This is a genomic window from Terriglobia bacterium (genome assembly GCA_020072815.1).
GTDB lineage: Bacteria > Acidobacteriota > Terriglobia > Terriglobales > Acidobacteriaceae > Angelobacter.
On the sequence record JAIQGE010000015.1, the window covers coordinates 55,442 to 71,965 of the forward strand.

The 16,524-nt window shown below is 60.4% G+C and carries 6 protein-coding genes; 4 read left to right on the forward strand and 2 right to left on the reverse strand.

What is annotated here, in order from left to right:
* The first annotated feature begins 204 nt into the window (after window positions 1-204).
* A complete protein-coding gene (locus LAO20_18025; GenBank protein MBZ5533331.1) occupies window positions 205-3,600 on the forward strand; it encodes a carboxypeptidase regulatory-like domain-containing protein in 3,396 nt (1,131 codons plus the stop codon).
* Between the two features lie 97 nt (window positions 3,601-3,697).
* Here LAO20_18025 and yidD read toward each other — a convergent pair whose 3' ends face one another.
* Both yidD and LAO20_18035 read right to left on the reverse strand, forming a co-directional pair.
* Entirely contained in the window at window positions 3,698-3,976 is a 279-nt protein-coding gene (gene yidD / locus LAO20_18030; protein MBZ5533332.1) for a membrane protein insertion efficiency factor YidD, read from the reverse strand.
* A gap of 26 nt (window positions 3,977-4,002) precedes the next feature.
* Window positions 4,003-4,371, reverse strand: a complete 369-nt coding sequence (locus LAO20_18035; protein MBZ5533333.1) for a PLDc N-terminal domain-containing protein — start codon at window positions 4,369-4,371, stop codon at window positions 4,003-4,005.
* Window positions 4,372-4,861: 490 nt separating this feature from the next.
* On the opposite strand from LAO20_18035, the gene LAO20_18040 reads away from it, so the two are divergent.
* The 3 genes from LAO20_18040 to LAO20_18050 are packed head-to-tail and all read left to right on the forward strand — an operon-like array spanning window position 4,862 to window position 16,519.
* Window positions 4,862-6,784: a hypothetical protein gene (locus LAO20_18040; protein ID MBZ5533334.1), complete on the forward strand. Its 1,923-nt coding sequence runs from the start codon at window positions 4,862-4,864 to the stop codon at window positions 6,782-6,784.
* Window positions 6,781-9,144 carry a VIT and VWA domain-containing protein gene (locus LAO20_18045; GenBank protein ID MBZ5533335.1) on the forward strand — a complete coding sequence of 788 codons (2,364 nt, stop codon included), beginning with the start codon at window positions 6,781-6,783 and terminating at the stop codon, window positions 9,142-9,144. Before LAO20_18040 ends, LAO20_18045 begins: the two co-directional genes overlap by 4 nt.
* Window positions 9,128-16,519 (forward strand): hypothetical protein, encoded by a 7,392-nt coding sequence (locus LAO20_18050; GenBank protein ID MBZ5533336.1) that lies wholly within the window; start codon window positions 9,128-9,130, stop codon window positions 16,517-16,519. The genes LAO20_18045 and LAO20_18050 overlap by 17 nt, the downstream gene beginning before the upstream one ends.
* Window positions 16,520-16,524 lie beyond the last annotated feature (5 nt).

Sequence of the window (16,524 nt, forward strand, 5' to 3'; positions counted from 1 at the left end):
GACGGAGAAGAAGGCCGCGCCCGCGGTCTGCCATCGCTGCATGTCCAAAATAGTGAAATGGAGATTTGCAGTATGGAAAGAGTACTACGCAGATTCATAGTTCCTATTGCCATGAGCTTGGCACTCATAGTGTGCATCCCATCGTTCGGCCAGGTCCTCAAGGGTTCAATCTCAGGGACCGTGGTTGACCCGTAGGGTGCAGTCATACCTGGAGCCCAGGCTAAGGCCACGAATACGCAAACTGGGGTCGCGCTCACTACTACCACGGATGAAACCGGGTTCTTCAAGTTCAACCTGATTGCCGCGGGAGACTACAAGATTGAAGTGTCCGCCAAAGGCTTCAGTACGGCCGTGCAGAAAGACGTTGCCGTGACGGCCGGACAGGACACCGGATTGAGTGCAATCAAGCTTGCCGTCGGTGACATCACCAGTTCGGTGGAAGTCACGGCGACCGCGCCGATGATTGAGTCCACGCAGGCGCAGGTTACCAACACGTTCAGCGGTCTGGCGCTGAGCCAGTTCGCCGGCGTCCAGGAAAACCAGGGTCTGGACAACCTGGCTTTGTTTGTTCCCGGCGTTGTGTCCACGCGTGACAACAGCTTTTCCAATGCCAACGGTGGCACTGGATTCTCTTCGAACGGGTTGCGCGGCCGGAATAACGACCAGGAAATTGACGGTCAGAACAACAATGACAACAGCGTGGCTGGCCCGGCGTTGTTTGTCAGCGATCCGGAGTTCGTCCAGCAGTACGTGATCATTACCAATAATTTTGGCCCGGAATACGGCCGCAACGCCGGTTCGGTGGTGAATCTGATCACTAAGAGCGGCGGGAATGCGTGGCACGGCAGCATTTACGGCAACGAGAACAACTCCGTCCTCAACACTCTGACCAGCGGGCAAAAGAACGCTTCGCCTCCGCTGACCAAGCCGCCGCGCGCCAACGACGAATTCAGCGGTTTCACCATTGGCGGCCCGGTGGTGAAGAACAAGATGTTCTTCTTCGGCGGATTTGACAATCAACTGGTTTCCACCAGCAGTTTGTTCAACACCGGCAGCGTTACCCCCACACCCGCCGGGTTGGCCACGCTGGCGGGTTGTTTCCCCACAGGGGCCAGCGCCAACGCAATCGCGGCGTTAGCCAAGTTTGGTCCGTACGGGATTTCCGCCGGCGTTCCAACCCCCGGCAACATCACCACCACGGACCTTACGGGATGTTCGGGGGTTGAGATCGGCACCGTGTCCCGCCTGCTGCCGACCCCCGCCCACATTTTCAACTGGATTACCCGGGAAGATTTGCAACTGGGCAATAACACCATCACCGGCCGTTATCTTTTCGGGCGGACGAACTTCTTCAACCTCAATGACAACGGCGCCGCGGGCTACGTGATTAACGTTCCAGCGCTAAGCCAGGCCGCTTTGATCAGCTGGACCCGCAACTTCACCACGCACATGGTCAACGAGGCGCGCGTTAGCTTTGATCGCCTCAACGTGGAGTTCGGCGGAAGCAGCATCGGTACCGAACCCACCACCGGCAATCTGCTGAACGCGGTGACCAACGTCGCCTTCCTGGACGGCGCGACCCTTGGCTTCGGCCCCAATCCCGCCTTTCCTCAGGGACGCGTGGTAAACACCTGGCAGGGTCAGGACAACTGGAATTATTTGCTTGGCCGGCATCAGCTGAAAGCGGGCGTAAACTATACCTACCAGCAGTCGCCCACCATCTTTTTGCCGGGCGTGAACGGAAACTACAACTACGCCAGCCTGGACGCCTATGTTCACAACGTTCCTTCCGTCGTGTTCATCACCCAGGGCAATCCGGAGCTTGGGCTGAAAGAGCATGACACGTTCCTGTACCTGGGCGACGACTGGAAAGTCCGCCAGAACCTGATGCTGAATCTGGGTCTCACCTGGACCTACGTTGGGCAGCCCATCAACCAGCTGAACGACCTGACCGTGAAAAACGAAACAGGTCCCAACCCTCTGTTCGATCCCACGCTGCCGCTGGCGGTGCGCACATCTCCCAGGATCGCCTCTTTCAAGAACGGTTTTGGGCCCAGCGCTGGCTTTGCCTACTCGCCGCAGTGGGGAGGCTTCCTCACCGGCAACGGCAAGACCGTGATTCGCGGCGGCTATCGCCTGTCTTACGATCCGGCGTTCTTCAACATCTTGCTTAACAACTATGGCGGCGCTCCTAACGTACTTTCCACCGCGCTGGTGCCGACCCCTACCACGCTGGCCCAGCTTCAACTCCCTGCGGTGGCCACCGGGCCGAACGTGCGGGCGCTGGTAGGTCCTCTGGTTCCGGTAGGACAACTGGATCCTCGTACTCTGGGTGAGGCGACGGTTTCCAACGACTTCAGACCGGACCGCGTGCAGAGCTGGAGTTTCGGGTTCGAGAGGTCCCTCACCAAGAACGCGGCGTTTGAGGCCCGTTATGTGGGCAACCATGCCACGGACCTCTTCCAGTCCGTAAACGCCAATCCCATGGTTGGCTCGGCCGCGAACCCCGGTCTGGCGCAGTTCTTTCCTAACCTGCTGCCGCCGGGAACAACGGCATGTGCCGATGCCACGGCGGTTGGATTTGGCCGCGTCAACTGCGATCAGGGAATCGTTTTGCAGCGCAACAACGGCGGTTACTCTGACTACAACGCCCTGCAGTTGAATTTCCGCGCCAACAACCTATTCAGGCAGCTGACTCTGAACACCGCTTACGCCTTCAGCAAGACCACGGACAACGTAAGCGAGATATTCAACACGTTCGGGGGCGGCAACACCGTTTCGCTGGCCCAGAACCCCTTCAACACCACCACCGCCGAGCATGGGCTCTCCGGGGTGGATATCCCGCACCAGTTCACCATCAACTTTGTGGAGCAGTTGCCTTTCTTCAGAGACCAGCACGGCTTTGCTGGACATCTGCTCGGTGGCTGGGCAATCTCCGGCGATTACATTTGGAACTCCGGACAGAACTACACCCCGTTCATGGCGGTGTTCGCCAACCTTACGGCTGCTGGTGATTTCTATGACCAGGGCTTCCTGAACAACTTCAACGCCGGCGGCCTGGGCGTGGCCCGTCCGTTCCTGGGCAACGCCAGCGCTCCGGTCAACACCGTGGGCATCTTCGCAGGCGATGCTTGCTTGCTCTTCGGCGGCGGCTGCGCGCTTCCGGCCACGCAATTGGTAAGCCTGAATGCGCTCAACGCCAACAACCCTGCGGTGGTCTCGGTGACCAAAGACCAGGTGCACTTCATCGCCAATACCGGAGTCGCCCAGACCGTATTTGGGACGCCGTTCGGAAACGTCCCGCGCAACGCTCTGCGTGATGCTCCCAGCAATTTCCTCAATCTCAGCGTCTATAAGCGCGTCAAGCTGGGTGAACATGTGGCCTTTGAGTTCCACACTACCTTCTTGAACGCTTTGAACCATGCCAACTTCCTGGGCGTGAATCCCTTTGTGGAGAATGCCGGCAACCCCAACTTTGGGAACGTTTTTGCCACCCCGAGCAAAGACATTGATCTCTTCAACGGCGGCACGGACGGCATTCCGGGCTCCACCCTGGCCGCGGCTCGTCGCATTTATTTTGGAGGAAAGATCACCTTCTAAGGCTGTTTCACTTTGCTGACTCAAAGGCCCGTCGTTCCGGCGGGCCATTTTTTTTCGGCGAAGCTCGCGGTGAAGAAAAGGTCGGGTCGAAACGCGGTCAGGGCACGGGATCAACAGTGCCGAAGGGTACCGCACGCGTGCAGGAGGAAAGGCGTTTGACGGACATCAAGACGCCCCGGCGGATGCCGTACTTGCGCACGGCTTCCACCGAATACTCAGAGCATGTGGGCGAGTAGCGGCAGGCCACAAACTTCCTGGAAAGGGGCCGTCCAAAGTGCTGGTAACCGTGGACTGCCCCCACAAAGAGCCTGCCGGTTATTTGCCGGTCCGGCGGACGTAGCGAATCCGCAGCCGCCAGCCCCAGCAGGGCCAGCATCAGAACCAGGTAAGTTGCCGGCTTCTTTAAGCGTTCCCGCAATGCGGACATTTGGCGCTCGCCTGCAGCCGCTTGTTGTTGCAACTGGCACACTGAATCAGATTGCCCTGGGGCCGCGCAAGGATGTAGATGACCAATCCAATGAGGCCGGTGAACATCACCAGGATCATCCACAGGACTGCATTGTCCAGCCCGCGGTTCTTGGCGTCCTTCGCCACCCAGACCAGTAGTGCGATGTTGAGCGCCAGAATGGCGATGAAGATGAAGATCATGAACGCACCGCAGCCAAAACAGCCTGCTGCGGCGGCAGCGTCGTCAGGATTACTCTGTGCCCAGAGGGCCTGACTCAGCAAAAGCATCGGTAGAACCAGCAAGAACCCACGCAATTTGTGCATTTAGTTTCCCCCAGGAGAGTTTCGAACGCGGCGAGTGCGCCATTCCTCGTTCATCGGTTTCAAAATGCCACTCACTCTACCGGAAGGGCGAAGTTGTTGGCAAGGGAAAACAGGGTTATGAGCGCAGGAAGGTGAATCCCCCTGCACATTGCGCGCGCGCGTCGAAGAACGTGGCAACTTCTTCCGCCGCTCCCGCCTTGTGCAGGTCTTAATTGGATGGGTAAAGGGCCGATGCCGCGGCCGGTCAAAGGTCACAGTCAGCGAGTGATCCCGTGTCGTGCGTGACACGTCCGTCTCCCAACTGACACAAGATTATCTCTTCGAATCCCGTCAATTTCGGCCTTTCCGCCGCTTCTTCAACTTGGACAACAAAATGCTTCTCTCCCACGCGAAGCGTGGACCTATGGAGAGCAAAAAACACAGCAGCAAAGAAACTGCGAGAAAACATGGCGGCTACCTCGCCGCAAGTTGTATAGTCGCAAGTCGAGCCATGAAAGCCTTTGCCCGCTTGAAGTGGCGATATGTGATCGCGCTGGCCCTGGGCCTTGCCGTGGGTTCGGTGGGCCTTGTGTATTGGCAGGCAAGCAGAGCTTTGCGGGTGGCGACCCATGAGGTCCGCGTGCAGGACGACTTGCCCTTCGTCACCGCCCGCCTCACGCCTGTCAGCAGCAGCTTTGAATGGATCAGCGCGCCCGCGGCCTTCACCGGCGCTGCCGTCTACAAAGGCGACTTCTACCTCTGTGGCGCTTCCGGGCTCTTTCAGTATGACGCCCACGGCGTGTTGCTCAAGCACTATCGCCCCGGACAGGACCTCCCACCCGCTCCCCTTCTGCGCATGGCCAGCGGAGTGTTAAAAGACTCTAAAGAGCCAGAGCTTTTCCTCACCACGGCCGGCCAGGGCGTTCTGGTCTTCAACGGAACAGACTTCCGCCAGTTCCTGCCCACCGCACCTGAGCTGCGGACCATCACCTCTATTCTTCCTTTGAGTTCCGGGCAGTTGCTGATCGGCACCCGTAAACGCGGAGTGCTGGTGTATGACGGAGTCCAGCTCAAGCAGTTTCACCCTGCGCTTGCCGCGCTGCACGTGACCGAACTGGCCGGCAGCGAAGCCGATCTGTGGGTCGGGACGCAGGACCAGGGCGTAGTCCATTTTCAGGCGGGACGAGCCGAGGCTTTCGCTGAAGCCCAGGGCATGCCTGATCCGCAAGTGTTCTCCATTGCCTTGCTGGACAGCAAAACCTACGTGGGCACGGCCGCGGGAATCGCAGAATTTGACTCCGGCCGCTTTGTCCGCGTGCTGGCGCCAGGAATTTTCGCCCGCGCTCTCTACGCCGGCGGAGCCAGCGTCCTTAGCGGCGGCCCCGCGCAGGGGATTGCCGAGATCAATCCTGAGCCGCGGCGGCTCAAAGGCCTGCTGCAGACCACGGCGACCACCATGTCTGACGTCGAACAGATCTTCCGGGAAGGTGACACGCTCTACGCCGTCACTCCCCGCGCGCTCTTCGCCAAACAGGGCGAACATGGCAACTGGCGCCGCGTCCTCTCGCCCGACGCCACCCTCCTGGCGGACCGCAACATCTCAGCCCTGGCCTTGGACTCCGGCAACCGTCTCTGGGTGGGCTACTTTGATCGCGGCCTCGACCTGTTTGCCCCTGACCTGCGCTCCGCTACGCATATAGAAGATGACAACGTTTTTTGCGTGAACCGCATTGTGTCCAATTCCGCATCTGGCGCCATGGTTGTAGCCACGGCCAATGGCCTAGTTCTGTTCGACCAACTCGGACGCAAACAACAAGTGCTGGGCCGCAGTGACGGCCTGATGGCTGACCACATCACGGACGCGGCCCTTTATCGCGGCGGCATGGTGCTGGCCACGCCCGCCGGACTCACTTTTCTGGATGCCAGCGGCCCCCACAGCCTGTATGCCTTCCATGGCTTGGTCAACAACCACGTTTACACCGTAGCGGCCGACGGAAAAGAAGTTGTGGCCGGCACGCTGGGCGGAATCTCCGTGCTGGAAGACGAGAACGTTGCCGCCAACTACACCGTGGCCACGCGCGGGCTCACCCACAACTGGATCTCTGCCGTGGTCCGCGATGGACATGATTGGATTGTTGGCACCTACGGCGGAGGCATCGTGCGCCTGCTGGCCAACGGGCGATTTGAGCCGTTTGAAGTCGCCACCGGCAAGTTTGAGGTCTATCCCAACGCCATGCTGGCCACCGGCAATCATGTTCTCGCCGGGACGCTGAGCCAGGGACTTTACGTTTACAACCGCAACTCTAATCGCTGGACGGTCATCACCGAAGGCTTGCCGTCGCTTACGGTGACCGCGCTGGCCTACGGCAACGGAACCATTTACGTGGGCACAGACAACGGTCTGGTCCGCATCCCGGAGCAAAATCTGCCATGAAACGGCTGCTGGTCATGCTGCTGATTTTCTGCGCGCTGTCCCCCGCCGGCTGGGGCGATGCCGGCGTTCTCATTCCTCGCGACAAGGCCCAGCCGGACGCGGCCATTCTCTCGCTGGAGGAGATGGAGATCACCGTGCGCATTGACAATCGCGATGCGCGCGTCTTCGTGAAACAGATCTTCGCCAACCACACCGGGCGCATCGAAGAAGGGAACTACGTCTTCGCGCTCAACAGCCGCGCCGTGGTCTCTGACTTCGCCACCTGGGACGGCCCTGTCCGCCTTCCCGCGGTGATTCTGGAACGCAAACGCGCGGAAGAGATTTACACCAATCTGAAATGGCAGGCCATTGATCCCGGCCTGTTGCAGATGGGCGAGCGCACCGCTGACGAAGCCAGCAAGACCGCCGTCTTCAGCGCCAAGATCGTTCCCATTCCCGCCTACGGCACCAAGCGCCTGGAGTTTGAATACCATGAGAGCATTCCGGTGGAGAGTTTCAAATCGTATTTCGCCATCGCGCTCAAACCGGAAGCCTATCATTCGCAGACCGCGCGGCGTCTGACCATCCATTTTGAACTGCGCTCGGAACACGCCATCCGCGACTTCAAGCAAATCAGCGCGGCTTATCCGCTCAAGATCACGCAGAAGAACGCCAACAGCATCACTGGCGAATTCACCGGAGACAACGTTGTTCTTGCGGAAGACTTCAACGTCCAGTATGACCTTGACTCTGGCGGCGGGGACACACTGCATGTGCTGACGTATCGCAATCCTGATTCCGGCCAGCCTGATCCCACGGAGACCTCGCCACAGCGCAGCACGAACGAACCCGGCTTTGTGGAAGTGGAAGCCTTGCTGGCGGCGAAGAGCAGCGGTGCGCAGGCGGCGCGTCCGCCCCACAACGTGGTGGTGCTGTTTGATAACTCGCTCTCCATGCAGTGGGACAAGCTGGAGCGCAGTTATGAAGCAATGCAGAAAGTGCTGCATTCGCTCACTACGCAAGACAAGTTCAATTTGCTGCTGTTCAACAGCAAGATCGCTAACTTCCAGCCGGCCCCCGCCGCAGTGACTCCGGTGAGCTTGCAGCAGGCAACGGACTTTGTCCGCAACAGCCGCTTGCGCGGCGGGACTGATCTTCAACATGCCCTGGAAGCAGGCATGGCGCAGTGCGCGCAGGGCTCCAACAACTATCTGGTCGTCCTGACGGACGGCGACGCCACCCGCGGGACCATCCACAGCGGCAAGCTTGCTGCCTGGTACGCGGAGAAGTGGAAGGCGCTGCCGGATGCCAACCGCCCCAAATTGTTTGTCTTTGCCGTGGGCGACGACGCCAACCTTCCTCTGCTGCGTATGCTCACCCGCAATGACGGGCTACTCGAAAACGTGCTTTCCACTGAGTCGGCGGACTTCAAGCTGAATGCCTTCATTTCTAAGATGGGCCTGAACCCGATCGGCCAGTTGCGTATGGACGTGGATCCGCAGGCGGCGCTCGACCTTATTTATCCTCTGCAGGACACCTCGTTCGCCGGCTCCATGGCCGCCTGGGTCGGGCAATACAAGTCGCCCGCCGGCAAGGTCAACTTTGACGTCCGCGGCGTGCGCGAAGGCCAGGCCTTTGACATTCACGGCTCAGCCTCGTTGCCGGAGAAATCGCTCGACCACCCGCAGCTTCCGCGCTTGTGGGCCAAGGCCCGGGTGGACGCATTGCTCGAGAAGATGGAGCGCGACGGCGAAGACCGCGCCAGCATTGATGAGATCATCCGCCTGGCGCGCAAGTACAAATTCGTTACGCCCTATACTTCATTCCTCGCCGTGCCCCGTGCGCTGTTGCGGCCACGCGTGATTCGCCCCGGCGATCCGGTGCTGCGCGTGCGTACCGATCCGGAGATTGTTTCCGTAGTCGCTCTGTTCCCGTTCGGTCTCACCAAACCTCTGCGCTATCTGGCCAAAGAAGACATGTGGCAAACGCGTTTCCTCGCTCCGGTGGACATGGAAGACGGCACGCACGCGGTCCGGCTGGTGCTGCGCGACCGCAGCGGCAACGTGTATCGCGAATCCAAGACCTTTGTGATCGCCAGCAAGCCGCCCACTCTCAAGATTGTGCTGGACCGCAAACGCTTCCGAAGAGGCGACGCCATCCATCTCAAGATCAACGCTTCGGCCAGCACGCGCACGCTGATCGCGCAACTGGAAGGCGCTGCGCCCGTCCGGTTGCGCTGGAATCCGGACGCATCCGCCAGCACCGGTGACGTGATGGTCCCTGACGAACTTGCTCCCGGCACGTATCGCCTGACGGTCACCGCGGAAGATATGGCCCACAACATCGGCGCGCAGGAGGTGCAAATTGAAGTTCTCCCGTAAAGTTTTCATTCAATCCTCCATCGTTGCCGCGGCGGTTGTTGCCGGTGCGATGGCGGCGCGGGCTGCCCTCCCCGAGTGGATACAGAACATAGAAGCGCGCTCGCTGATTGAGGGCGCCATCTTCCGCACCATGCAGTTGCCCGGCGGGCCAACCGCGGTGCGTCGTCCGCCGGCAGAGACCGTTCCTGCATTGGGTGAGCTGATCAAGCAGCGTCCGCAGCAAGCCGATCTCTACTCGCTGAAAGCGCTGGAGGAAGAACAGAAGCTGGACTTCTCCGCGGCGGAGTCCGATTGGAAGCTGTACCTGCAGAATTCCTCTGACAAAGCCCCGGCGCAACTGGCGCTGGCCGACTTCTACCATCGTCGCCATCGCCCGCAGGATGAAGTCAACGCGCTCTCCGCCTTGGGACGCCTGCCGTCACCGCCAGCGGAAAAGTTCACCAGCGTGACTGACCAGCAATCCTGGCGCGCGTTTGAGCGAATCTTCCAGGTTATTTCCGCGCAGGCCCTGGGAAGAAATATCTCTGAAGAGCAATACAACGCGTGGATCGCACGCTATCCGCAGGAGCGCGGCCTCTATGGCCGCTATTTCGAGTACCTGTTGAACGAGAAAGACTTCAAGTCCGCGAACGACCTGGTCGCCAAGTACCACGCCAAGTTTCCTGACGACGAAGTCTTCCCAACAAAGACGCGCGCTCTGCTGGCCTACCGGCAAGGCTCGGTGGAAGAAGGCTTGGCGGTCTATGACAAGAGCTTCCAGCCGCTTTGGCCGCCGGAGCTGGTAAAAGATTATTTTGACCTGCTGAAAGAGACGCGCAGCCAGCGCAAGTTTCTCGATCAGTCGCGCGCCGCGCTGGTCCGCAACCCTGACGACCTGAACGCCGCCGCCCGCATCTTTTATTACTACCAGCAATTGGGCAACTTCCAGGCTGCACAGCAGACCATAACGGACTATCGCCTGCAGAAGGACGCTCGCAAGGCGCAGTGGACTTCGCAGGAGCTCTACACCTTCGCGCGCCTGCTGGAAGACGTCCATCTGTACCCGGAATCTGCGCGCTATTACTACGCGCTCTACAACGGTGCAGGGCCTGATGCCTCAGCTCCAGAGAAAGCCCTTGCCGGGCTGTCGCGCATTCTGCTGACCGCGCCGGAGCAGCAGATTCGCCTGGGGTCGGGCGACTTGTCCATGTATCGCGACATCGCCAACATGGACACCGGCCCCGGCTACTTGAACGGCATACTGTCTTTGCTGCTGAACACCACGCAGCCGGCCGCGCATTATTCTGAGGAAGAGCAGCGCGCCGTGCCGTATTTCCACCGCTCACGCGCTGCTGAACTTCTTGCGCTGCTGGACAAACGCTTCCCCAGTTCGTCCTCCCGTCCCGAATTGCATGCCCGGCTGATTGAGGCCTACGCGGGCTACGGCCAGAGTGACGCCGTGATTCGCGCTGGACGCGAATTTCTGTCGGGGTTCCCGTCAGCCCCGCAGCGCAACCAGGTCGCGCTGTTGATGGCGGACGCCTTTGCCCGCACCAACAATACCAAAGAAGAATTTGCCATTTACGATTCCATGCTGCAGGAGCTGGCGCGCAAGGCGGAAGGTGTCCCGCTGGGAGAGCGCTTCAATGAAGCTCCCGCAGCTCCGCAATACCAGGACAACACGCAGAACAACCAGAATGACGCCGAAGGCGAAGGTGACGACGAATCCGGCCAGCGGCCCACGCCGCGCGGCAGACCGATTTCGCAGCAAGGCGCGTTTGCTGTCTCGAAGTCTCCTTCTGCCACACAGGCCGGTGTTCGCTCGCCCGAGTACCAGCGCGTTCTGGACCGCTACATTGGACGGCTCGTCTCGCTTAAGCAGATTCCCGCCGCGCTGGTAGTCTGGCGGCAGGAGTTGGACCGCAATCCCAACGACCCCGGTCTCTACGAGCGATTCGCCGCCTTTCTGGAGAGCAACCGTCTGGGGACCGAAGAAGAAGCGGTGTACAAGCGCGCCATCCAGCAATTCCCGGGCAAGAACTGGTATCACAAGCTGGCGCGTTGGTATTTGACCAAGAAGCGCAACCAGGACCTGCAAGCGTTGTCGTACCAGGTGCTGAAAATCTTTTCCGGCAGCGAGCTTGAAGCTTATCTGGACAACGTTGCCGGCCAGCCGGGCCAACTCAGCCTGGAGTTCAACCAGTTCGCCCATGAACGCTTCCCGCACAATTTGGCTTTTGTCCGCCACTTGATGGAACTCTATCGATCCAAACAGTTCCGGAATGACGCCTTATGGGAAGCTGTGCTTCGCCAGCACTGGTTTGAAGATGACGCGTTGCGCAACCAGTTCTTTGAATTCCTGTCTCGCACCGGAAAGTTGGACGCCGAACTCCAGGGACTCACTGCCAGCGCGTCTCCGGCAAAAGGGGACTGGACGGCCCCGGCGGTCGCGAATCCTGGGGGAGTGCGCTTCATAGCCGAAGCCGAGCTGTGGCGTTCGCACTTTGAGGCGGGAGCGCCCGTGGTCGCCGCCGTAGCGCAACAATATCCAGCCGACGCCGGTCTTGGACGCCGCGCTGCTTCGGTCTACCGCTCGCTTGCGTACTTTGAACCGAAAGACACTGAAGTCGCGGTGCAAATTGAATCCAACTTGCTGAAGGCCTCGCCCGCGGACCGCGACACGCTGGCCCGCATCGGCGACATTTATTCTGACCGTGAGCTGTTCAACAAAGCCGTGCCTTACTGGAACCAGATGCCGGGCACCGAACCCGGCAAGCCGGCCAGCTACGAAGAAGCCGCAACCGTCTTCTGGGATTATTACTTCTTTGACGACGCGCTGCGTCTGCTGAACCTGGGCCGCACCAAGCTAAGCGACGATTCGCTTTACAGCTATCAAGTGGGCGCCATCTACGAAAACAAGCGCGACTACTCGCGCGCCGTGGATGAATACGTAAAAGGGTCATTGGTGAGCGGCGCCTACTCTGAGTCACGCGGCAGGTTGTTGCAGCTGGCCACGCGCAAATCGTCGCGCGACTTGGTGGATGCGGCCACAGACAAAGCCGTCATCGCCTCCAAGTACGATCTTACGGCGATTGACCTTCGTGTGGCCGTGTTGGAAGCGCAATCGCGCAAAACTGACGTTGCCGTTTTTCTGAATACCGTGCTCGATCGCAGCAACTCGGTTGAGGTGCTGGAAGCCGTCGAAAACATGGCTAAAGAGAAGTCGCTGGAAGCTGTGCGCCAGCACTCGCTGGAACGGCAGGCGGCGGTGAGCAATGATCCCATCCGGCGGCTGGAGTTGCGCTACGCCCTGGTGACTTTCTACGAGCAGAAGAAGGACGTGGCCGCGGCCCAGCGCAACGTGGATGCGCTCTACCAGGAGAATCCCAAGATCATGGGCGTGGTCCGCTCCACCGTGGACTTTTATTGGCGCAACAGACTCCAGCAGAAAGCCATTGACGTTCTGTTGCAGGCGGCCAACAGCGCTTATCCTGCTCTGAAAACGCAGTTCACCTATGAGGCCGCGCGGAAGATGACCGAGACCGGCCAATATCAGCCGGCCCGCAAGCTGTTGCTGGGGTTGCTGGAGAACAATCCTTACAACGCTGAGTACCTGGCTGCCGTGGCCGATACTTATGCCCGCTCCGGCGACCAGGCCGGCTTGCGCGACTTCTACCTGGAAAAGATCAAGCTTTTCCAGAAATCCACGCTCTCCCAGGATGAGCGCAAGGCGCGCATTGCCGCGTTGCGTCGCGGGCTGGTTCCCGCGCTTACCTCCCTCAAAGACTACGCCGGCGCTGTGGACCAGTATGTGGAGATCATCAACGCCTATCCAGAAGATGCAGGCCTAACCACGGAAGCGGCGTATTACGCGCAGCGCTACCAGCGCAAAGACCAGCTATTGAGTTTCTACGCCAAAACTGTCGCGGCGTCCCCCAAAGATTCGCGCTGGGCCGTGGTGCTGGCGCGCGTGCAAGCCAACTATGAAGATTTTGACGCTGCCATCCGCACTTATTCGCAGGCCATCAAGGTGCGGCCGGACCGCACGGACCTGATGACCGCACGTGCCGCGCTGGAAGAGCGCTTGTCGCGCTTTGATGACGCCGCCGCTGACTACGCGTCTCTGTACGAACTGGCGTATCACGACACCAAGTGGATGGAGAAAGTCGCTGAGATTCGCGCGCGCCAAAGCAAGCCCGACCTGGTGGTCCAGGCGCTAAAGACGGCTTTGCTCGATGGACGTCCGGAAGCTGCGGGTAAATATTTTACTGTCGCAGAACGGCTGGATGGCTGGGGCATGCTGGCGCAAGCGCGCGAGTACGCGGAGAAAGGCGTCAGCGTTGCCGGCGACGATCTGCTGGCCAACTCTGACAACCACGCCGGAGCCCAGGTGTACACCCGCATCATGACCCGGCTGCGGCAACAGGAAGCTGCTTACCAGAGGTTGCAGGCCGGCGTCGCCGGCGCGCAGCAGTTGCCGTCTCTGGCGCAGCAGGTGGGCAAGAACGGTTTGGATGCAGTCACCAACGCGGAGCTGCGCAAGAACCTGCTGCTCACGCGCACTAGCAACGCCCACAGCGGAATGGCGGCCTGCATGCGCGAGATGGGAACAGTCGCCGCCAAATATTTCACGCCGGAAGAAAAGCTGGCGATGGCGCGCGCGCTGGATGCCAAGAACGCCGCCCTGTCGCGCGAACAGGCGTATGAGTACCTGATGCCGTTGGCCGAGAAGGCCGGGTTCGCGGAGTTCCAAGTCAAGCTGCTGTATGAACAAGCGCAAGCCGGAAGACAAGATCGCCCCTGGTTGCAGACCCTGGAGCCGCTTCAGGTGCGCCGCTTGCGGCTGATGGAACTCGGCGGACAGTGGGAACGCATTGCCGGCGCTAGCCGTCAAGAAACGAAGATGGGTTATCTGCAGCGTTCCGCCCAAACGTTCAACATGGCCGGCAGCAGCGACGACGAGTTGCGCGTCTACCGCAAAATGGACGCCATCAGCCCGCTCTCGCAGGACCGGTATTTTGAATTGCTGCTGGCCAAGGCGCCGCAGGAACTGGAAAGCATGGCCGCGAGCAAGCTTCGCCGCGATGCCGTCGCCAACTTCCTTCTGGCGCACTCGGACTTGAACCGGAGTCTGTCCGCCATCCACGCCGGACGCCTGGAGCGTCCCGCCGTGTGGGATTCGGCTTATAGTGCGCTGGCTGGTTTGTATTTCACTGATCTTGATATCAAAGCCGCGTCGTCGCAAACCCAGAGCGCTTTCCAGACCGCTCTGAGCGACCGCACCATCGGCGAGCGTCTGGGCAAGCCCGTGGACCGCAACCAGGCTTTGGCCGGCGACATATGGTTCTACTACGGTTCGCGCTACGGCGAGTACCTGGGCGCCACCAAGAAAGGCGATCCTGAAGATTTCTTGCCGGCGGAGATGGAGCACACTCCGGCGCGGCCGGCTGCGTACTTTAGCGCTGCTTTGTACTATGAGGACTCCGGCGACCAGGCGCGGGCCATTGCGGACTACCAGCATGTGATGGAACTGGCTCCGCAGCGCCTTGACGTCCACAACCGGCTGGCCGGGATTTACTGGAAGCAAAAGAAAAACGACCAAGCCATTGCCGAATGGAAACGCGTGGTTGAGTTGTTGAAGGCGCAGGCCGGCACGCGCGGCACGCCGGAAACATTCTGGGGAGATTACTCGGCCACCGTCAACAATCTGGCCACAAGGCGCCTGCTGGCGCAGTTCCAGCCGGACATCGTGGAGATTCTGCATGCTTACGTCCGCAACAACGGCGTGTACCGCGTCCTGCCTCTGTTGCAAAGCACGCTGCCCAAGCTGGAGAACTCGGCCGCGGCCACGGCGCTGGCGCTGGACCTGGCCAACGATTCGCCGGAGAAGCTCTCATTCCTGCGGCGAGTAATCTCCGCCACCAATCTCCATCTTGATCCCGAGCCTCTGTACGCCCGAATTCTAACGCTGGCCCAGGAGCAGGTAGAGAAATCAGAAGGCGGCACGCGCGAGTATGCCCAGGGCCAGCTTGAGGGATTGCGCGTTGAGTGGCTGCAATATCTCTTCAAGACCAAGCAGTACGACCGCGCGCGCGGCGAGCTGAGCGCGTTGCCCAAGGAAATGTGGGATTCGCAGCAGGCCGCGCTGGTCCCCCTGCAGCTCAAGCTGGCAGCGCTCAACAATACGCTGGGACCCCTGATTGAAGGCTATCGCGCGGACGCAGAGCACGCTCCGGCCAGCGACGTTCTGCGCAAGACGGCGACTGAGCTGCAGCAGGCGGGCGACAAGCAATCCGCGCGCACGATTCTGGAATTTGTGTTTGCCCGGGAAATTGAGAACCACAATCTCACCGCCGCCAACATGCTCGGCCTGGCGGACATCCGCATACAGTCCGGCGATCTGGAGAGCGGCGCGGCGCTGTTGCGCCGCATGGCCCTGGTGGTTGGCAATCCCTTTGAGACCCAGGACCCCGCCGCGGCGCTGCTCATGCGCACCGGACATCCAGCTGAAGCTGTGGGCTTCCTGGAAGAACTGGTCAAAGCTGTTCCGTGGAATGCTGACTATCGCGTTCGCCTGGCGCAAGCGCGGCTGGCGGCCAACCAGAATCCTGATTCAAGTCGCAAAGAACTGGCCGCCGTGGCTTCCAGCCCTGGGGCTCCGTACGAAACCCGGCTTAGCGCGGCCCGTTCTCTGACTGCCGCGGGAACCGCCGATCTCGGCAGCAGGGAGCTGACGTTGCTGGCGCGAGGCGGCCAGATCAGTCCCGGCGAAGCCAACCAGCCTTTCTTCTTTTCTGCGCGGCTGAAAGCCGCTGAGAACCTGCCGGCCAGCGCGCGCATCGTTCTGCTGCGGGCGGCGCTGGAAGACTATCCCAGCGGTGACGCTGCGCGCGTGCCTCTGCTCAAGGCCGCAGGCGCCAATGGAGATTACGAGCTGGCCATTGCCGTGATGAAGCCTTTCCTGCAGAACAGCATTTTTGAGTCAGCTTACGGCAGGCGGCGCACTACCGATGAAGATGATGAGCTGGTGGACGACACGACGGCCTCCGACGGATCGCTGCGTGACTTCATGAAGCTGCCGGCAAAAGAATGGGCGGAGATCAACCGCGATCTGGGCCAGGCGTTCGAGAAAACCGGCGCTCCGGACCAGGCGCTGCTGTACCTGCGCCGCGCCTACGGTCTGGAAACCGACGCGGTGGTCAAGTCGCAAATCAACAAACAGGTGCAGCAGATTCGCGCCGCGCAGCGCCGCCGCACAACGAATGCTGCACGCCGGCCCATGGTGCGGACGGAACTGGAACAGGAGCACGTGGTACGCCCGCGTATTCCGGAACCAGGACCATCCACTTCGCCACCGCCGGCTGCGGCGCCGGCACGGAAAGGAGCCGGGCTATGAGATCG

Excerpts from the sequence above, each read along its gene's own strand:
- LAO20_18035 (MBZ5533333.1), bottom strand. The coding sequence starts at position 4,371 with ATGCACAAATTGCGTGGGTTCTTGCTGGTTCTACCGATGCTTTTGCTG.
- LAO20_18045 (MBZ5533335.1), top strand. The coding sequence starts at position 6,781 with ATGAAACGGCTGCTGGTCATGCTGCTGATTTTCTGCGCGCTGTCCCCC.
- LAO20_18040 (MBZ5533334.1), top strand. The coding sequence starts at position 4,862 with ATGAAAGCCTTTGCCCGCTTGAAGTGGCGATATGTGATCGCGCTGGCC.
- yidD (MBZ5533332.1), bottom strand. The coding sequence starts at position 3,976 with ATGCTGGCCCTGCTGGGGCTGGCGGCTGCGGATTCGCTACGTCCGCCG.